Genomic DNA, 17,903 nt, shown 5'->3' with positions numbered 1-17,903 from the left:
CGAGGTATTCATGCGCTTGCAGCTGGCGCTTTGCGGAATCCTTCTTTGCTGCAGCGCAGTTTCCGCCAATGCTCAATCGTCCGGCGAAACGGTCGAACAGGCGCTATGCCGCCTGATCGAAGGTTCCGCACGGGCTCAAAAAATCCCGCGCGACCTGCTCACCAAGCTGATCTGGCAGGAAAGCTCCTTCCGTCTGAACGTCGTCAGCCCGGCGGGAGCGCAGGGCATCGCGCAGTTCATGCCGGGCACAGCCAAGGAGCGCGGGTTGATCGATCCCTTCGATCCCGAGCAAGCCATTCCGAAGGCTGCGGAGTTCATCGCGCACCTTGCAGGGCAGTTCGGCAATCTGGGCTTGGCGGCCGCTGCCTATAACGGCGGCCCTGCGCGTGTCGCCTCATGGCTGGCCGGTCGAGGGGGATTACCGGCGGAGACTCAGAATTACGTTGTCGCCGTCACGGGCCGCTCGGCGGAGGAATGGGCTTCCGATGCAAGGGACAGGAAGGACGCAGGCCAGGAGGCATCCGGCACCGAACCACAGACATGCCTGCAGATCGTCGCCACCCTGCGGGTGCCCGGCCGTGGCGACACCATCGAGGCTCCCTTCGCTCCCTGGGGCGTTCAGCTTGCCGGTAACTTCTCGAAGGACAAAGCGCTGGCAAGCTTCAGGCGTGCGAGCGGGGCCTATGCGTCCCTGATCAAGGACACGCGGCCGATGATCATCGGCACGCGCCTGCGCTACCGCGGAACCAGAACCTTCTATCGCGTGCGCGCACCTGCCGACACACGCCAGGCGGCGGAGCAGATGTGCCGGGATATCCGCTCGGCCGGAGGAAGCTGCATCGTGCTGCCGAGCTAAAGAAAAAGCCCCCGATGCTGTCATCGGGGGCTTTCCTGGATGAGCCGGATCAGCGGCGCTGAGGCCGGAGCGATCGGGCCAGTTCGCGGATGACGTTATCCTCGATGTTGAGGTTCAGATCGTTGTCATCGTTGTTGTCGTCTTCATGCATGTCAGTTTCCGCCGGAGCAGCGGGCCTGGACAGAACACCACGCTGCGGGGCCGCAGGCCTCTCATTGGCCTGAGCCGCGGGTGGCGGCGGAGGGGGTGCGTTGCGCTGACCGCCGCCCTGCTCCGCCTGATTGCGGGTAGGTGCGTGGTGTGCCGTATAGCCCCGAGGCGCCACATAGCGATTTTCCAGGGCATCGAGCAGGCTGTTGAGAGCGGCATTCGACATCGGCACATCCGGCGCTTGAGGGGCGCCTTCCAGTGCGATGGAGCGGTTCTGATAAGGAACCTCCGTCGTGACATCCGCACCGAACCAGGACAACGGCCGGAAATCCCGGGCCTCATCCTCGCTCTCGAAGGACACGGAGATCAGGTCGAGGGGACCTGGCGTCACGAAGCGGAGGATCTGGATGTCCCGGGTGCCGACCGTCAGATGCGTAAGCAGGTAGTCGAGCTTGCCCGGCGTGACGTCGAGAAGCGCCTCGGCATGAGCCCGCGGAACCTCGGTGCGCTCCTCGATGGGCCCGCTGGCGCTCGCGTGAACCAGAACGAGGCTGCCCTTGTCACCCTCGACGACCACGAACGAGCTGCGGTCGGCCTGGTTGGGGAAGTGGCCTTCCGTCACACGATTGCCACCCCGCTCCTTGCGGATGAGCCGCGCAAGGGAAGAGGCAATGAGGTAACGCCTGGAAGTAACCATATTAAGTTCTCTACTATTAACCGAGTGTCGCGTATCAGCTCGAAGAACTTACAGCATCCTGAACCAAAACAATGAAGTTACAATTCACACTCCAGAGGCAACTCGTCTGGATTCGACATGCAACAACGTTTGACACTGTGGAAGTTCGAGCGTGTAAGCGAAATTCTCTTGAAAGCCTATGATGGCGTTCGCGTGGCAAAGTTCAATGGATATGGCAAAAAGCTGCCAGAGTTTTGTCGATAGTGTTAATGAGAGCCCGATTCATGGGCTCCAATGCCATCCGGGACGCCTGTTGATCCGGAAAAATCCAAGGTCCCAAGCACCAGCCAATTACATAAGTTAAGAGCCCCGGCTTCTCATGAAGAAGATGCCGGGGCTGGAATGCTTCGCGCTTCGAAGGAACGAGGTTACTCGCTTGCGGTGGTCTTCGGCACGTAGGGTGAGTTTCCGTCGAAGGTATAGGCGGTTTTCACCGTAGTATAGAACTCCGCAGCATAGCGGCCCTGCTCGCGCGGACCATAGGACGAGCCTTTGCGCCCGCCAAACGGCACGTGGTAGTCCACACCGGCGGTCGGCAGGTTCACCATCACCATGCCGGCTTCCGCATTGCGCTTGAAGTGCGAGGCATATTTCAGGCTCGTGGTGCAGATGCCGGATGAGAGCCCAAACGGCGTGTCGTTGGCAATCTCCAGCGCCTCGTCATAATCCTTGGCTCGGATCACCGTGGCCACAGGCCCGAAGATCTCCTCGCGCGCCACCCGCATCCGGTTGTCCACCTCCGTGAACAGGGCCGGCGCCAGGTAGAAGCCGGGCGCGTCGCGCTTCAGGAGGTCGCCGCCGGCCACCAGCTTGGCGCCCTCCTCCTGACCGATGCGGATGTACTTCAGATCCTGGTCGAGCTGGCCCTGATCCACCACCGGGCCGATATGCGTGCCGGCCTTCAAGGCATCGTCTACCACCAGGCCGGCCATGCGCTCCTGCATGGCGGCCACGAAGCGGTCGTGAATGCCCTCGGTCACGATCAGCCGCGAGGAGGCGGTGCAGCGCTGGCCCGTGGAGAAGAACGCCGAGTTGACGGCGCACTCCACCGCCACCTTGAGATCGGCGTCGTCGAGCACGACCATCGGGTTCTTGCCGCCCATCTCCAGCTGCAGCTTCTTCATGGGATCGGCCGTGATGCAGGTCTGGGCCACGCGGCGTCCGGTGGGCACCGAGCCGGTAAACGAGATGGCCGAGACCTTGGGGCTCTGCAGCATGGCCTCGCCGACCACCGAGCCCTTGCCCATCACCAGGTTGAACACGCCGGCCGGCACGCCGGCCCGGATGATGATCTCGGACAGCGCGTGGGCGGAGCCCGGCACCAGCTCGGCAGGCTTGAACACCACGGTGTTGCCGTAGGCCAGCGCAGGCGCAATCTTCCAGGCCGGGATGGCGATGGGGAAGTTCCAGGGGGTGATCAGGCCGATCACGCCCACCGGCTCGCGGGTGATCTCCACGTCGATGAGCGGCCGCACGGACGGCACCTTCTCACCAGCCAGCCGCAGGCACTCGCCGGCGAAGAAGTGGAAGATCTGGGCCGCGCGGGTGACCTCTCCGATGCCCTCGGGCAGGGTCTTGCCCTCTTCGCGGGAGAGGAGGCGTCCGAGTTCCTCCTTGCGGGCCAGGATCTCGTCGCCGACGCTTTTCAGGATATCGTGGCGCTGCTGGATCGAGGAGCGCGACCAGGCCGGGAAGGCGTCATAGGCTGCAGCAATCGCGCGCTCGGCTTCTGCCGCCGAGGCACGGGCGAACTCGCCCACCACGTCCTGCGTGTTCGACGGGTTGATGTTCGGCGAAGCCTCCGACGCGGCAAGCCACTCGCCCGCAATATAGTTCTTCGTCATCGTTAACCTGCCTGTCTGGTGTTGATGAGGCCCCGCTGGGCCAAGTTGGACATGAGTGCGCGCAGCCCGAAGGTCCAGGGCTCGCATTCGGAGCTGGGCTTCATGCGGTTCATGAGTGCCCCGAGCTTGGGCGCCGCAATGGTGACGATGTCGCCATGCTTGTGGGTGAAGCCCATGCCGGGCTCGCCGCGATCCTGCGTGGGAGCGAACATCGTTCCTAAAAACAGTGCAAAACCGTCCGGGTATTGATGGTGCGGCCCGACGGTCTGGGCGACCAGATCCTCGGGATCGCGGCTGATCTTCGTGATCGACGACGAGCCTTCGAGCCGGAACCCATCCTCCCCTTCGACGGTGAGCGTCACCGTGGTCTGGCGCACATCATCGAGGGAGAAGGTCTCGTCAAAGAACCGGATGAAGGGACCAACCGAGCAAGAAGCATTGTTGTCCTTCGCCTTCGAGAGCAGCAGAGCCGAGCGCCCTTCGAAATCGCGCAGGTTCACGTCGTTGCCGAGGGTTGCGCCCACGATCTTTCCTTGAGCGGTGACGATCACCACCACTTCCGGCTCGGGATTGTTCCAGGTGGACTTGGGATGCAGGCCGGCATCCATGAAGGCACCGACGGCAGACAGGGTCGGCGCCTTGGTGAAGACCTCCGCGTCCGGCCCGATTCCCACCTCGAGATACTGGCTCCAGGCTCCTTGAGCCATAAGAACCTCTTTCAGCGCCATGGCCTCGGCAGATCCCGGCTTCAGACGGCTGAGATCGTCGCCCACGAGACGAAGGACTTCGGCCCGGATCGCCGCCGCTGCGCTGGCATCGCCCCGCGCCCGCTCCTCGATGACACGCTCCAGCATGGAGACCGCAAACGTGACGCCGGCCGCCTTGACAACCTGAAGGTCGATCGGCGCCAGGAGCCAGGGCTTGGAGGAATCACGGCTGTCGGGTGCCGTATTTGCAGCAATGTCCTCCAGCGAGCCGATCCTCTCGCCTTGTGCGGCCTTCACCACACGCGCCGGATCGTCCATGGCGGCAAGATCGCTGACCGTGGAGCATGTGGAGGAGATGTCGAAGAGGCCATCCGCCCTCACGGCAACCACCGACGGTCCCAAGCCGGGACGCCAGACACGCCCGACGAGCGCCCCCTGGAACCCATCTTCGGGCAGGATGCGGGCAATATTCGTTGAAGACAGGTGGTCCATCGGCCGGCGCTCGCTTTCCTTGAGGGTGTGCTTCGCCCTCTTCCCTTGTTGGCCCTTGATATAGCGAGGAGGCCGCAAGGGGCTATAGGGAAAATTCATTGCAGCCTTGCCCTGTATGGGGGGCTCGGAACAAACCCGGTTCATCCCCCGTTCGCAGCTTAAGTTATGCCATTGCGATGCCATGCATGTGCCGGCAGGCACCGACACAAGAAAGACGCGAGACATGTCCGATACACCATCCCCGAATCCGCAGCCCGACGTGCCCAATCCGGTACATCCCGATCCGGGACCTGCGGGCATTCCGGCTCCTGATGAGCCGGTCGGCGTCCCGCCCGTCACGCCCAGCGATGTCCCTAGCCCTGGCGAGCCGGTAGGCATTCCTCCCTCGGGGCCTCAGGAACTCCCCATCGGCCCGATGGGGAATTAACGCCGCGTCGAAACTGTGCTTTGTGCGTGGCCGGGTCAAAGGAGCCCCAATCCATGGATGACAGCAAGCGTTCGACCGCGGCCAACATGGCCTCGCCCTCCTACCGTCTGGCGGCGCTCGATCAGGATTTCCTGCTCGGCGACTCCACGCGGGGCGTGCGGTTCATGCTGGAATATGCCAAGGCCGAGGAGCATCTTCGCACCTGGGGCGTCCGCTCGACCATCGTCGTATTCGGCAGCGCGCGCATCAGGGAGAATGGGCCGGGGCGGCACCCCTTCTGGTACCAGGAGGCGCGGTCCTTCGGCGCTATCGCGTCACAACGCGGCGGCGCGATGACGGTCACCAGCGGAACACGCGACAACGTCATCGCCACGGGTGGTGGGCCCGGCATTATGGAGGCTGCCAACCGGGGAGCCTCCGACGTGGGAGCGCCCTCCATCGGCTTCAACATCACCCTTCCGCATGAGCAGGAGCCCAATGCCTATTCGACCCCGGACCTGACCTTCCGCTTCCACTACTTCGCCATGCGCAAAATGCATCTGGCCATGCGCGCCAATGCGCTGGTGGTGTTTCCCGGAGGCTTTGGTACTCTGGATGAACTGTTCGAGATCCTTACCCTTCGTCAGACCGGCAAGGCGCCACCCCTGCCTATCGTTCTTTTCGACAAGGCCTATTGGCAATCCGTCATTAAGTTCGACGCTCTCCTCGAACACGGCATGGTCAGTGAGAGAGATCGCGAACTGGCCCATTTTGCCGATACCGCAGAAGACGTGTGGAGCACATTGATTGAAAATGGTCTTGTGGTTCAGACACTCGAGAGAGGCTCGGAGCAGGATTTCTGAGGCTGGGTCGGAGACGGTCGAATTGATTTGACAAAATCGCGGGGCTGAACTTTCATGACTTTCATGGGGATAGCGATCTCCCCACGAGGCGACATGCCCAAGCATCGCATCCGCACCAGAACGTTCACGGATGCATCATGTCGTCATTCAACACCATTTCCACTGAAAAGCTTGCTCGCCTTGTCGGCACCCCCAAGTGCCCGGTCCTCATCGATGTTCGCACTGATGAAGATTTTGAGAGTGATCCACGCCTTGTTCCTGGTTCCGTCAGACGTCCATTCGAGACAGTCTCAGATTGGGCTCATGACTTCACAGGCAGATCTACTATCGTGATCTGCCAAAAGGGGCGGAAGCTCAGCCATGGCGTCGCGGCGTGGCTCCGCCATGCAGGCATACCGGCCGATAGCCTTGAAGGAGGGACTTTGGCCTGGGCTCAGGCTGGCTTGCCCATGGTGCCTAGCGCAACAATTCCATTCCGCGATCGGCAGGGGCGAACGATCTGGGTGACACGCTCGCGTCCCAAGATCGATCGGATCGCCTGTCCGTGGCTGATCCGCCGCTTCGTAGATCCAAACGCAGTGTTCTTGTTCGTTCCAACCTCGGAAGTTCTTGGCGTCGTAGAGCGATTTGAGGCGACGCCCTTTGACATCGACGGCGACGATGTCTTCTGGAGCCACCGCGGCGAGCTTTGCACTTTCGACGTGATGGTCGAGGAGTTCGGGCTTGGCACCAAGCCTTTGAGACACCTCGCGACGATCGTAAGAGGCGCCGACACAGCGCGGCTGGACTTAGCCCCTGAAGCGCCCGGCCTGCTGGCCGCATCTCTGGGACTGTCCCGCATGTATTCGGATGATCTCGCTCAGCTTGAGGCCGGGCTTTTCCTCTATGATGCCTTTTACCGCTGGTGCCGGGATGCCACGGACGAGACCCACAACTGGCCTTCGACGAAGCCAGGAGCTTGATATGAGTGAGACAGTACAGGCCGCACAGGGATCGACGTCTCACCCCCCTCCGAGCCATGGCGTATCTTTAGGCGAAGCCTTTCGCGTCTGGCTGCGGGTTGCTGCCCTGAGCTTCGGTGGGCCTGCAGGCCAGATCGCCGTGATGCACCGCATCCTCGTTGAGGAGAAGCGCTGGATCTCGGAGAGCCGGTTTCTTCATGCGCTCAATTACTGCATGCTGCTGCCGGGACCCGAGGCGCAGCAGCTGGCCACTTATGTGGGCTGGCTCATGCACCGTACCCTCGGCGGCCTCATGGCCGGCGGCCTGTTCATTCTGCCGGGCATCATTGCCATCATGGGCCTGAGCTGGATCTATGCCCTCTATGGGAAGGTCGGCTTCGTCGCGGCGCTCTTCTTCGGCCTGAAAGCAGCCGTGCTCGCCATCGTGCTCGAAGCGGTTATGCGGATCGGCAAGCGGGCGCTCAAGAACCGGGTGCTAGTCGGGATCGCGGCGGCTGCCTTCGTGGCGATCTTCTTTTTGGACGCGCCATTCCCGTTAATCATCCTTGCGGCGGGCCTGATCGGCTTTCTTAGTGGAAGAGCAAACCTGCCGCAGTTTCAGGTCGGCGGGCATGGCAGCCAGAGCGCAGAGGAAAGCGACAACCTGCTGGGCGAACATCTTCCGGATCACGCAAGACCCAACACAGGACGAAGCCTGCGCATCGCCACTGTGTGGCTGGCGCTCTGGCTCGTGCCGGTTGCCGCCCTCCTGCTGCTTCTCGGCGGCGGCAATGTCTTCAGCCAAATCGCAGTCTTCTTCTCCAAGATGGCGATGGTGACGTTCGGCGGCGCCTACGCGGTTCTGGCCTATGTGGCGCAGCAGGCGGTCGAGACACATGGCTGGCTCCAGCCCGGCGAGATGCTGGACGGCCTCGGCATGGCCGAGACGACGCCGGGCCCGCTGATCATGGTTCTGCAGTTCGTGGGATTCATGGCAGCTTTCCGCGATGCAGGCGCGCTCGATCCGCTTGTGGCAGGCACGCTGGGCGGCCTTCTCGCCACATGGGTGACCTTCGCGCCCTGCTTCCTGTGGATCTTCCTCGGTGCCCCCTACATCGAGGTGCTGCGCGGCAACCGCTCTTTGAGCGGAGCCTTAACAGCCATCACGGCGGCTGTCGTTGGCGTGATCCTGAACCTTGCGATCTGGTTCGGCATTCACACGATCTTCAGGGATGTTCGGCCCGTGGAATGGGGCATTCTCAGCTTCGACGCGCCGGTGTGGGGAAGCGTGAATCTCTGGGCGCTGCTGCTGTCGGCTGCAGCCATCATCGCCATGTTCCGCTTCAAGGTCGGAATGCTGCCAACCCTGGCTGCGACGTCGGCTGCAGGCATTGCTCTCTACGCAGCCGGCGCCATGGGGTGAGGCAAGATATTGCCTCACCCGTCTTCGATCAGGTCACGGACGAGATCTGCCCGCCATCGACGCGCAGGATCGAGCCCGTCATGAACGAGGCCTTCTCGCTGGCGAGGAACACAGCCGCCGCCGCGAACTCCTCGATCTCGCCATAGCGGCCGGCCGGAATGCCCGCGCGAGCGGCTGCGGCCACGTCCTCCACGGAGCGGCCCGTGCGCTCGGCATTGGCAGCATCAAGCTGCTTCAGCCGATCCGTTGCGATGCGACCTGGCGCAATGGCATTCACCGTCACGCCCAAGGACGCGACCTCGCTCGCCAGCGTCTTGCCCCAGCCCACGAGCGCGGGGCGGATGGCATTGGAGATGGCAAGGTTCGGGATCGGCTGGATCACGCCGGACGAGATCACCGAGATGATGCGGCCGAACTTGCGCTCGATCATGCCGGGCAGCAGTTGATCCGCAATGCGCACCAGATTGACGAACATCGCATCGAACGATTGCCGCCACTGATCGGACGACACGCCCTGCGCCTTACCGGGCGGCGGGCCGCCGCTGTTGAGCACGAGGATGTCGACACCGCCGAGCGCCTCCGTGACGTCCTTGATCAAGGCATCGACCTGATCGACCTTGCCGGTGTCGCAGATGAACGGCAGAACATCCTTGCCGATCCTATCCGCGGCGGCTTTCGAGCCCTCCATCGTGCGGCTCGCGATGGCGACGCGGGCGCCCTCCTCCGCCAACCCTTGAGCAATGCCGAAGCCCAGGCCCTTGCTCGCGCCGAGAACGAGCGCGCGCTTTCCTTCCAATCCAGTTTTCATCTGAAAGTCCCCTTGTCTTACGAGCGCTCGATGCGCTCCATCAGCCATTCGATGTCGGCGATTGTTTCCGGGCTCAGCTTCGGCCCGGGCTTGCGCAGCGTGTCGGTTGCGATGATGCCGCGCCGTTTGAGCACGTATTTGCGCACGGCCAGCCCGACGCCCGGCTGGGTCTCATAGCGCACCAGCGGCAGATGACGATCGAAGAGATCGTGCGCTTCCTTGCGCTTGCCCTGGTTGATGAGATTGACCACGCCCACCAGCATCTCAGGATAAGCATAGCCCGTCATGGCGCCGTCGGCGCCGCGTTCCATTTCGAAGGGCAGGAACATGCCGCCATTGCCGCAGAGGATCGATACGCGCCGCGACTGCCCGGAGTCACTGGCACGGCGCAACGTCGTGATCTTGTCGAGACCTGGCCAGTCCTCGTGCTTGAGCATCACGCAGGAGGGACTCTGCTCAATGATGCGCATGATCACCTTTGGGGTCATGACCACGTTCGTCGTGAGCGGGTAGTCCTGGATCACCCACGGCACATCCGCGCCAATGGCTTCCACCGCATCGGCATAATAGGATACGATCTGGTCGTCGGTCTTCAGGGTCGAAGGCGGGGCGATCATAACGCCGGCGGCGCCCGCATCCATGACCTTGGAGGAAAGCCCCGACATGGCGGCGAAACCGGCGGCGGACACGCCGACGATCACGGGAACACGCCCCGCCACCGTGGCGATCACTTGGCGGGCGAAGGCCAGCGCCTCGTCGGCCGCCAGCTTAGGGGCCTCGCCCATGATGCCGAGGATTGTCAACCCAGTGGCCCCGGCCTTCAAGTAGGCTTCGACCATCCGATCGGTGGAGGCGACGTCCACCCGCCCATCGCTCTCGAAAGGCGTGGGACAGATGACATAGACGCCGGCGGCAGAACTCGTGAGCAAGGCTTCCTCCATGGCAGAGCTTGGCAAAGGGTCAGGCGCCCCTCATACACCTGCTTGCCGCCGGGTGCACTACCCTTGGGAGGCGGCCCAGCTATGCCTTCAGCTGCGTCCGGAGCCGCTCTTCTTGCCGCCGCCGTCCTGCTTATTGACGGTCGCCCAGGCGCGACGCTCGGCTTCCTTCTCGGAAAGGCCACGGCTCTCGTAGGATTCCTCGATATGCTCGGCCTTGCGCTTCTGCTTGTCCGTATAAGCCGACTTGTCACCGCGGGACATGGCGCTCTCCTGATCGTATCGGTGCTCGGATGAGATGACCTCTCGCAGGCTCAACCGAACTGCCGGAGAACGGTTCCGTAACTCCGTTCCCAGGCTGCTACCGCATAGACCCGCCGGATTGCGGATCTAGTTGGCGACAGCCCAGCGGCCCGGCTCCTCCGTCTGGCCAATGAGAGCAAGACCGTAGGCAATCGATTCGAACTGGTCGGCGGAGGTCAGGCAGCTCTCGCCGAAGCGCTCCACGAACAGGCGGCGGATGGCGGGCACGAAGGACGTGCCGCCGGTGAGGAAAACGCGTTCGATCTGCTCCGGCTTCACGCCGGCCTTGGCAAGCGCCTCGTCCACCGTGCCCGCGATCTTCTGGACATCCTCGGCGATCCAGCCCTCGAAGTCGGCGCGGGTGATCCGCGCCTGGATGGCGACACCCTCGCCCTCGAAGCGGAAATCCGTCTCCTCCCGGTTAGAGAGCGCTACCTTGGCCGAGGAGACGGCGCGGTAGAGGGCGAAACCCAGATCGTACTCGATGATATCGATGAACTTTTCCAGCGGCTCGGGATCGAGGGCTGTACGGGCGAGTTCCCGCAGCTCCTTGAGATCGCCGCTGCCCTTCATCATCGCCAGCTGGTTCCAGCGGGCGAAGTTGGCGTAGTAATGGTTGGGGATCGACAGGATCTTGTCCATGGAGCGGTAGAGCCCGCCCTTCCCGAGGCGAGGCGAGACCACCCGGTCGACGATCCGATAGTCGAACGCGTCACCGGCGATTCCGATGCCCGCATGGCCCAGAGGCTCGGCCCGCAGCACTCCACCAGCTTTAGAAAAGCGCATGACGGAAAAGTCGCTGGTGCCGCCGCCGAAATCGGCCACGAGCACGGTGGCATCGTGATCGAGCTGCTGCGCATAGAAGAAGGCGGCTCCCACGGGCTCATAGACATAACGGGCGTGCTCCGCCCCAAGCCGTCCGAAGGCGGCCCGGTAGCGCTGCATGGCGAGATCGTCATTCGGATTGTAGCCGGCGAACTGGACCGGCCGGCCGATGATGACGTTCCGCGCACCCCAGTCCAGGCGCGAGCCGCCGTGGCGCACGAGGGTGCGCAGGAAGGCGCTCAGCAGATCCTCGAAGCCGTAGCGCTCCCGGAAGATGCGCGTTTCCTTGAAGGTGGCGCTCGCCGCGAAGGTCTTGAAGGACTGGATGAAGCGATGGGCATGGAGCCCTTCCAGGAACTGCTCGATGGCCCAGGGGCCACCCTCGACCTGGGTGCGCAGTCCGTTTCCGTGCCGCTCGTCCCAGAAGCAGAGCGCGGTCACATAGACTTTCAGGCTCTCACCTCCATGCTCGAAGGTCAGGGCCTCCACCTGCCCGTCCGGCCCCGCAATGGCCACGACCGTGTTGCTGGTGCCGAAATCGATGCCGATGGAAAAATCGTTGGAATGGGGCATGAGGACCTCGGGAGCGGGCGGGAAGGGCCGGACGGTCTATACGCCAAGGCTTCGAGAGCCAAGCGAAATCGCCGGAGAAAGGGCTTTCCGTTCGGTCACTGCGACCCTGGCGCTGTGGACGGGCCGTTGACCCGGGGGCGCCCTGCACCGTAGAAGCCGCGCCTCAACCTTTCGGAGACTTTCATGCTATCCATCGGTCAGCGCATTGCGAGCGAACTGAATGTTCAGGAATGGCAGGTCAAGGCGGCCATCGAGCTCCTCGACGGCGGTTCGACCGTACCGTTCATCGCGCGCTACCGCAAGGAAGTCACCGGCACCCTGGACGACGCCCAGCTGCGCACCCTCGAGGAACGCCTGAGCTACCTGCGCGAGCTGGAGAGCCGCCGCAAGACAATCCTCGACAGCGTCCGCGAGCAGGGCAAGCTCACCGACGAGCTGGCGCTCCAGCTCAACACCGCCGACACCAAGGCGCGCCTCGAAGACCTCTATCTGCCCTACAAGCCCAAGCGGCGCACCAAGGCGCAGATCGCCAGGGAAGCCGGCCTGGAGCCTTTGGCCGATCTGCTCCTGGGCAACCCCACCCGCGAGCCGAAGGAAGCCGCCGCTGCCTTCGTGAACCCGGAGAAGGAGGTCGCCACTCCGGAGGCCGCTCTCGAAGGCGCCCGCTCCATCCTGGTCGAGCGCTTTGCCGAGAACGCGGAGCTGCTGGGTGCCCTGCGCGACATCTATTGGGAGCGGGGCAGCCTCACCTCCAAGGTGCGTGACGGCAAGCAGAATGACGGCGCGAAATTTTCCGATTACTTCGACTTCGCCGAGCCGCTGACCAAGCTTCCCTCCCACCGCATCCTCGCGCTGTTCCGCGGCGAGAAGGAGGAGATCCTCGACCTGCGGATGGAGGAGGACAAGGACGCGGCCGAGCCGGGCTATGTGAGCCGCTACGAGGGCCGTGTGGCGCTTGCCTTCAACATCACGGATCAGGGGCGCGCCGGCGACAAGTGGCTGCTCGATACCGTGCGCTGGGCATGGCGCACGAAGCTGCGCTTCTCCATCGAACTCGACATGAAGATGAAGCTCTGGCAGCTCGCCGAGGACGAAGCCGTAAAGGTGTTCGCGGGCAACCTGCGCGACCTGCTGCTCGCCGCTCCTGCCGGCGCCCGCCCGACGCTTGGTCTCGATCCGGGATACCGCACCGGCGTGAAAGTGGCGGTTGTGGATGCGACCGGCAAGGTGGTGGCGACCGACACCATCTACCCGCACGAGCCGAAGCGCCAATGGGACGAGTCCATTGCAACGCTGGCGCGTCTCTGCCGCGTGCACAAGGTCGAGCTGGTTGCCATCGGCAACGGCACTGCCTCGCGCGAGACCGACAAGCTCGCTGCCGAACTGGTGTCGAAGCACCCGGATCTGACGCTCACCAAGATCATGGTCTCGGAAGCGGGCGCTTCCGTCTATTCGGCCTCTGCCTTTGCCAGCCAGGAACTGCCGGATCTCGACGTGTCCTTGCGCGGCGCCGTCTCTATCGCGCGCCGCCTGCAGGATCCGCTCGCGGAACTGGTGAAGATCGACCCGAAATCCATCGGCGTCGGGCAGTACCAGCACGATCTTGCCGAGTACAAGCTCTCCCGCTCCCTCGACGCGGTGGTGGAGGATTGCGTGAATGCGGTCGGGGTCGATCTCAACACGGCGTCCGCGCCGCTGCTCGCCCGCGTGTCGGGCCTCGGCGACTGGGTGGCGCAGAACATCGTCTCCCATCGCGATGCCAACGGCCCGTTCAAGACCCGCAAGGCGCTGACCAAGGTCTCGGGCCTTGGACCCAAAACCTTCGAGCAGGCGGCAGGCTTCCTGCGTATCCCGAACGGGGACGATCCGCTCGACGCCTCCGGCGTTCACCCGGAAGCCTATCCGGTCGTGCGCCGCATTCTCGAAGCCACGAAGAGCGACATCAAGGTGGTGATCGGCAACGGCGCGGTGCTGAAGAAGCTCAATCCGCAGACCTTCACCGACGAGAAGTTCGGTGTGCCGACGGTCAAGGACATTCTGAGCGAGCTGGAGAAGCCCGGTCGCGACCCGCGTCCCGAGTTCAAGACGGCCACCTTCATGGAGGGCGTGGAGAAGATCAGCGACCTGAAGCCAGGAATGATGCTGGAAGGCGTCGTCACCAACGTGGCGGCCTTCGGCGCCTTCGTGGATGTGGGCGTGCATCAGGATGGCCTCGTGCACATTTCCGCGCTCGCCGATACCTTCGTGAAGGATCCCCGCACCGTGGTGAAGCCGGGCGATATCGTGAAAGTGAAGGTGCTCGAGGTCGACATTCCCCGCAAGCGCATCTCGCTCACCATGCGCATGAGCGACCCGGCCGAGAAGCGCCCCTCGGGGCGGCAGGACGACAACCGGGGAGCCTTCCAGAAGCATCGGGCTCAAGCGGAGCGGAAGCCTGCCGCACAGGCTCCCTCCTCCGGCGGCGCGCTTGCCGATGCCCTGCGCCGGGCTGCCATGACCAACGGCAAGGACAAGGGCAGCCGGAAGTGACTTCAACAGGGGTGGCTTGTGGCCTTCCCTGAAGTGTTCTAGAAGCGAAGCGTCTCACGGGGAGCCTCATACGGGGCTGAGAGGCGGCCAGGCCGCCGACCCGTCGAACCTGATCCGGGTCATGCCGGCGGAGGGAATGAGCATGCGACATCGCCATAAAAGCCATGCCTCGTGCAATTTGCGCCGCCTGTCCGGCCTGCCTTTTGCATGGGAGCGCTCTTAAGATGTACCGCCGCCTTCTTCTCACCTTCGTTTCGCTTGGGCTCGCCACCGGCATCGCCCAGGCGCAGACCAAGCCGACGCTCACCGTCTACACCTACAGCTCGTTCGCCAGCAAATACGGTCCTGCCAAGACCGTCGAGGAACGCTTCGAGGCGACCTGCAACTGCGACGTCACCTGGGTCACCGCCGAGGACGCGGGCAGCCTGCTCGGGCGTCTGCGTCTCGAAGGCCAGAACACCAAGGCCGACGCGGTCGTGGGTCTCGACATGAACCTCGTGGCGGAAGCGAAGTCCCTCAACCTCTTCGCGCCTCATGGCACCGAGGTGAAGGACCTGTCTCTTCCCATCGAGTGGAAGGACGACACCTTCATCCCCTTCGACTGGGGCTACTACGCCTTCGTGTATGACGCCAACAAGCTGCCCAACACGCCGAAGAGCCTGAAGGAGCTCGTCGACAATCCTAACGGCCCGAAGGTTGTCCTGCAGGACCCTCGCACCAGCGCGCCGGGCCTCGGCCTTCTGCTCTGGATGCAGAAGGTCTATGGCGAAAAGGCTGGCGAGGCCTGGGGCAAGCTCAAGCCCCGCATCGTCACCTTCACCAAGGGCTGGTCGGAGGCCTATGGCCTTTTCATGAAGGGCGAGGCCGACATGGTGATGTCCTACACCACGTCGCCCGCCTACCACATCGTTGCGGAGAAGAAGGACAACTACAAGGCCGCCGCCTTCACGGAAGGTCACTACCTTCATGTGGAGCTCGCCGGCATGACCCGCACCACGAAGCAGCCGGAACTCGCGAAGCAGTTCATGGCCTTCATCCTCAGCGAAGGGTTCCAGACGGCGATCCCCGAGACCAACTGGATGTATCCGGCGAAGAACCCTCCGTCGGGGACGCCTGAGGCTCTCAAAGGAATGATCCAGCCGAGCCAGGCGCTGCTCTTCACGCCCGAGGAGGTGCAGCAGAACCGCCGCGCCTTCACCGATGTCTGGCTCAACGCCACGGCGCGCTGATCGCCCATGCTGACCTTGAGGCTGCCCCATCCCGGAACCCTGGTGGCTTTCGCCATCTTAGGGTTGGTTGTGGGCGGCTTCATCGCCCTTGCCACCTTCGATGGAGGAACACCGACGCTTTTCTCCATCGGCCCCTATCTCGGCCGCGTGCTCGCCTTCTCGATCATCCAGGCCACACTCTCGACCGTTCTGTCTCTTGCTCTCGGCATCGGGCTGGCGCTTGCCCTCGTTCGGCGCTCTTTTCCAGGTCGAGGCATCGTTCTGGCTGCTTTAAGCACCACGATGGTGATGCCCACGATAGTGGCGGTTTTCGCGGTCTTTGCCGTGTACGGCCGCAGCGGCTGGCTGTCCGAAGGGCTCGCCTTCTTCGGCTGGCCCGGCGGCATCACCATCTTCGGCTATCCGGGCATACTCATCGCCCATGTGTTCCTGAATGCCCCATTCGTGGCGCGGATCACGCTGGATGGCCTAAACCAGATTCCCGCCGAACATTGGCGGCTCGCCACTGCCTTTGGCTTCACGCCGGCGCAAATCTTCCGCCATCTCGACTGGCCCGTGCTGCGCACTGAGCTGCCCGGCATTGCCGGCCTCATCTTTCTCATGTGCTTCAAGAGCTTCGCCATCGTGCTGGCGCTGGGCGGCGGCCCAAGCCGATCCACCCTCGAGGTGGCCATCTACGAGGCGCTCAAGATCGATCTCGATTTCGGCCGCGTGGCCTGGTTGGCGCTGATCCAGCTCGCGATCTGCCTGTCGATGACGGGGCTGCTGCATTGGGCCTTCACGCGCCCGCCCGTCGGCCACACTGTCCGCAGCCTCGTCCGCCGGCCGGATGCGGGGAATCGCCGCCTGAAGGCTCTGGATAGCATCGTTCTCGCCATTGCAGCCTTGTTCATCGCCCCGCTCGCCCTCAGCGTCCTGACAGGCCTTCGCAACATTCCAGATATTCTTGGAGCAGACCTTCTCCAGGCCTTCTTCACGAGCATGATCATCGCCGCCGCCGCTGCAGTGATCGCCTGCCTGCTCGCTCTCGCCCTCGCCTCTGCGGCGCGGCGGAAACGTCTCGTCCTGCGCTCTCCGCGGATCGCCGCCTTCTATGACTTCCTGCCCGACACGCTGCTTGCCGTTCCTCCTTTTGCCCTCACGGCGGGCCTTTTCCTGCTGATCCAGCGTTCCGGGGATCCATCCTCCGCCGGTCTCATTCTCCTGCCGCTCATCAACGGGTTGGCTGCCGTGCCCTTCGCCTATCGCTTCGTCGCGCCGCATCTGCTCACCGTCGAGGAGCGTTATGGCCGGGTGGCAGCCTCGCTGGGCCTCGCCGGATGGGCGAAGCTGACGATCATGGATTGGCCAGTGCTCAAGCGCCCGCTCGCCGCAGGCTTTGCCCTGGCCATGGCCCTATCGTTCGGCGATTTCGGCATCATCGCGCTATTCGGTGGGACGGAGCTGGTAACGCTGCCTTACCTTCTCTACGAGCGCCTCGGCGCCTACAGGCTCGACGAGGCGTCAGCCGTCGGCCTCGTCATCGTTCTCGTCGCCTTCCTGCTCGCTCACATTTCAGGTCGCCTGTCCCATGCTGGTCATTGAGAACTGCCGCCTGACCTGGCCCGACTTCGCGGCCGATTACTCGCTGTCGGTGAAGGCGGGAAATCTCTGCGCCGTGATCGGCCCGTCCGGAGGCGGCAAGACCACCCTGCTCCACATGATCGCCGGGTTTGAGACGCCGCAGAGCGGCACATTGACCTTCGATGGTCAGAACCTGTTGCCGCTCGCACCGGCCAAGCGGCCTGTCGCCATCGTGTTCCAGGACCACAACCTGTTTCCGCACTTGAACGTCACGCAGAACGTCGGCCTTGGAATACGGCCTTCCCTACGCCTGACCGAAGGTGAAAAGATGCTCATCGAGGAAACCCTCCAAGCCGTCGGCCTTGGAGGGTTCGAAAACCGCAAGCCCGGCGAGATGTCTGGCGGCCAGCGCCAGCGCGTGGCGCTCGCCCGCGCCCTCGTCTCGGGCCGCCCTCTGATCCTGCTCGATGAACCCTTCAGCAGCCTCGACCCGACCTTGCGCCGCGACATGATCCTGCTCGTCGACGAGATGCGGCGCAAGCGTCCGGTCACCATTCTCATGACGATCCATACGCCCGAGGATGCCGCCCACGTGGCCGATCAGATGGCCTTCGTCGCTGATGGCAAGGTCGTAGCCTCAGGTCAGCCTGCCGAGATTCTCAACAGCGCTCTGGCACCTAGGATCGCGGCAGCCGTATCGAATTCGTAGAGATGCCG

At 63.5% G+C, this 17,903-nt stretch carries 15 protein-coding genes and 1 riboswitch; of the genes, 8 read left to right on the top strand and 7 right to left on the bottom strand.

The features are described 5' to 3' along the window. Nucleotides 1-10: 10 nt before the first annotated feature. Nucleotides 11-856 (top strand): lytic transglycosylase domain-containing protein, encoded by an 846-nt coding sequence (locus tag JQC81_RS12165; protein WP_203272076.1) that lies wholly within the window; start codon nucleotides 11-13, stop codon nucleotides 854-856. A 49-nt stretch (nucleotides 857-905) separates the two neighbouring features. Here the strand turns inward: JQC81_RS12165 and JQC81_RS12160 are convergent, their stop codons facing one another. The 3 genes from JQC81_RS12160 to JQC81_RS12150 all read right to left on the bottom strand — a co-directional run bounded on the left by JQC81_RS12160 (nucleotide 906) and on the right by JQC81_RS12150 (nucleotide 4,785). Continuing rightward, complete coding sequence (locus JQC81_RS12160; protein ID WP_203272075.1) at nucleotides 906-1,703, bottom strand: CYTH domain-containing protein; 798 nt, start codon at nucleotides 1,701-1,703, stop codon at nucleotides 906-908. Nucleotides 1,704-2,110: 407 nt separating this feature from the next. Next, nucleotides 2,111-3,586, bottom strand: a complete 1,476-nt coding sequence (locus JQC81_RS12155; protein ID WP_203272074.1) for an aldehyde dehydrogenase family protein — start codon at nucleotides 3,584-3,586, stop codon at nucleotides 2,111-2,113. Nucleotides 3,587-3,588: 2 nt separating this feature from the next. Then, the gene (locus tag JQC81_RS12150) at nucleotides 3,589-4,785 is read right to left on the bottom strand and encodes a fumarylacetoacetate hydrolase family protein (protein ID WP_203272073.1); all 1,197 of its coding nucleotides are present in this window, start codon (nucleotides 4,783-4,785) and stop codon (nucleotides 3,589-3,591) included. A 480-nt stretch (nucleotides 4,786-5,265) separates the two neighbouring features. Between JQC81_RS12150 and JQC81_RS12145 the strand changes: the two genes are divergently transcribed. The 3 genes from JQC81_RS12145 to chrA all read left to right on the top strand — a co-directional run bounded on the left by JQC81_RS12145 (nucleotide 5,266) and on the right by chrA (nucleotide 8,418). Next, nucleotides 5,266-6,054, top strand: coding sequence for an LOG family protein (locus tag JQC81_RS12145; protein ID WP_203272072.1), 789 nt, complete (start codon nucleotides 5,266-5,268; stop codon nucleotides 6,052-6,054). Between the two features lie 137 nt (nucleotides 6,055-6,191). Next, entirely contained in the window at nucleotides 6,192-7,016 is an 825-nt protein-coding gene (locus JQC81_RS12140; protein WP_203272071.1) for a chromate resistance protein ChrB domain-containing protein, read from the top strand. Between the two features lies 1 nt (nucleotide 7,017). Next, the gene (gene chrA / locus JQC81_RS12135; RefSeq protein ID WP_203272070.1) at nucleotides 7,018-8,418 is read left to right on the top strand and encodes a chromate efflux transporter; all 1,401 of its coding nucleotides are present in this window, start codon (nucleotides 7,018-7,020) and stop codon (nucleotides 8,416-8,418) included. A gap of 28 nt (nucleotides 8,419-8,446) precedes the next feature. On the opposite strand, the gene JQC81_RS12130 is transcribed toward chrA, so the two are convergent. From JQC81_RS12130 to JQC81_RS12115, 4 genes are all read right to left on the bottom strand, one after another. Continuing rightward, nucleotides 8,447-9,226: an SDR family oxidoreductase gene (locus JQC81_RS12130; RefSeq protein WP_203272069.1), complete on the bottom strand. Its 780-nt coding sequence runs from the start codon at nucleotides 9,224-9,226 to the stop codon at nucleotides 8,447-8,449. 17 nt (nucleotides 9,227-9,243) lie between these two features. Further along, the gene (locus tag JQC81_RS12125; protein ID WP_376772397.1) at nucleotides 9,244-10,155 is read right to left on the bottom strand and encodes a dihydrodipicolinate synthase family protein; all 912 of its coding nucleotides are present in this window, start codon (nucleotides 10,153-10,155) and stop codon (nucleotides 9,244-9,246) included. Between the two features lie 99 nt (nucleotides 10,156-10,254). Then, nucleotides 10,255-10,428 (bottom strand): hypothetical protein, encoded by a 174-nt coding sequence (locus JQC81_RS12120; RefSeq protein WP_173949999.1) that lies wholly within the window; start codon nucleotides 10,426-10,428, stop codon nucleotides 10,255-10,257. 126 nt (nucleotides 10,429-10,554) lie between these two features. Further along, nucleotides 10,555-11,865 (bottom strand): Hsp70 family protein, encoded by a 1,311-nt coding sequence (locus tag JQC81_RS12115; protein WP_203272067.1) that lies wholly within the window; start codon nucleotides 11,863-11,865, stop codon nucleotides 10,555-10,557. A gap of 183 nt (nucleotides 11,866-12,048) precedes the next feature. On the opposite strand from JQC81_RS12115, the gene JQC81_RS12110 reads away from it, so the two are divergent. The 4 genes from JQC81_RS12110 (at nucleotide 12,049) to JQC81_RS12095 (ending at nucleotide 17,895) form a co-directional block, all read left to right on the top strand. Next, nucleotides 12,049-14,394 (top strand): Tex family protein, encoded by a 2,346-nt coding sequence (locus JQC81_RS12110; protein ID WP_203272066.1) that lies wholly within the window; start codon nucleotides 12,049-12,051, stop codon nucleotides 14,392-14,394. A 47-nt stretch (nucleotides 14,395-14,441) separates the two neighbouring features. Beyond that, a riboswitch (TPP riboswitch) is annotated at nucleotides 14,442-14,548 on the top strand. 70 nt (nucleotides 14,549-14,618) lie between these two features. Then, nucleotides 14,619-15,623 carry a thiamine ABC transporter substrate binding subunit gene (gene thiB, locus JQC81_RS12105; RefSeq protein ID WP_203272065.1) on the top strand — a complete coding sequence of 335 codons (1,005 nt, stop codon included), beginning with the start codon at nucleotides 14,619-14,621 and terminating at the stop codon, nucleotides 15,621-15,623. A gap of 6 nt (nucleotides 15,624-15,629) precedes the next feature. Then, a complete protein-coding gene (locus tag JQC81_RS12100; protein WP_203272064.1) occupies nucleotides 15,630-17,207 on the top strand; it encodes an ABC transporter permease subunit in 1,578 nt (525 codons plus the stop codon). Then, entirely contained in the window at nucleotides 17,194-17,895 is a 702-nt protein-coding gene (locus tag JQC81_RS12095) for a thiamine ABC transporter ATP-binding protein (protein WP_203272063.1), read from the top strand. The genes JQC81_RS12100 and JQC81_RS12095 overlap by 14 nt, the downstream gene beginning before the upstream one ends. The last annotated feature ends 8 nt before the right edge of the window (nucleotides 17,896-17,903 follow it).

Origin of the sequence: Microvirga arabica (assembly GCF_016811235.1) — a bacterium.
GTDB classification, from domain to species: Bacteria; Pseudomonadota; Alphaproteobacteria; order Rhizobiales; family Beijerinckiaceae; genus Microvirga; species Microvirga arabica.
Note: the sequence above shows the minus strand (reverse complement) of the source record. Positions and strands in the feature narration are given on the sequence as shown.

Coding starts and splice junctions, on each gene's coding strand:
- JQC81_RS12165 (WP_203272076.1), top strand. CDS start 11: ATGCGCTTGCAGCTGGCGCTTTGCGGAATCCTTCTTTGCTGCAGCGCA.
- JQC81_RS12160 (WP_203272075.1), bottom strand. CDS start 1,703: ATGGTTACTTCCAGGCGTTACCTCATTGCCTCTTCCCTTGCGCGGCTC.
- JQC81_RS12155 (WP_203272074.1), bottom strand. CDS start 3,586: ATGACGAAGAACTATATTGCGGGCGAGTGGCTTGCCGCGTCGGAGGCT.
- JQC81_RS12150 (WP_203272073.1), bottom strand. CDS start 4,785: ATGGACCACCTGTCTTCAACGAATATTGCCCGCATCCTGCCCGAAGAT.
- JQC81_RS12145 (WP_203272072.1), top strand. CDS start 5,266: ATGGATGACAGCAAGCGTTCGACCGCGGCCAACATGGCCTCGCCCTCC.
- JQC81_RS12140 (WP_203272071.1), top strand. CDS start 6,192: ATGTCGTCATTCAACACCATTTCCACTGAAAAGCTTGCTCGCCTTGTC.
- chrA (WP_203272070.1), top strand. CDS start 7,018: ATGAGTGAGACAGTACAGGCCGCACAGGGATCGACGTCTCACCCCCCT.
- JQC81_RS12130 (WP_203272069.1), bottom strand. CDS start 9,226: ATGAAAACTGGATTGGAAGGAAAGCGCGCGCTCGTTCTCGGCGCGAGC.
- JQC81_RS12120 (WP_173949999.1), bottom strand. CDS start 10,428: ATGTCCCGCGGTGACAAGTCGGCTTATACGGACAAGCAGAAGCGCAAG.
- JQC81_RS12115 (WP_203272067.1), bottom strand. CDS start 11,865: ATGCCCCATTCCAACGATTTTTCCATCGGCATCGATTTCGGCACCAGC.
- JQC81_RS12110 (WP_203272066.1), top strand. CDS start 12,049: ATGCTATCCATCGGTCAGCGCATTGCGAGCGAACTGAATGTTCAGGAA.
- thiB (WP_203272065.1), top strand. CDS start 14,619: ATGTACCGCCGCCTTCTTCTCACCTTCGTTTCGCTTGGGCTCGCCACC.
- JQC81_RS12100 (WP_203272064.1), top strand. CDS start 15,630: ATGCTGACCTTGAGGCTGCCCCATCCCGGAACCCTGGTGGCTTTCGCC.
- JQC81_RS12095 (WP_203272063.1), top strand. CDS start 17,194: ATGCTGGTCATTGAGAACTGCCGCCTGACCTGGCCCGACTTCGCGGCC.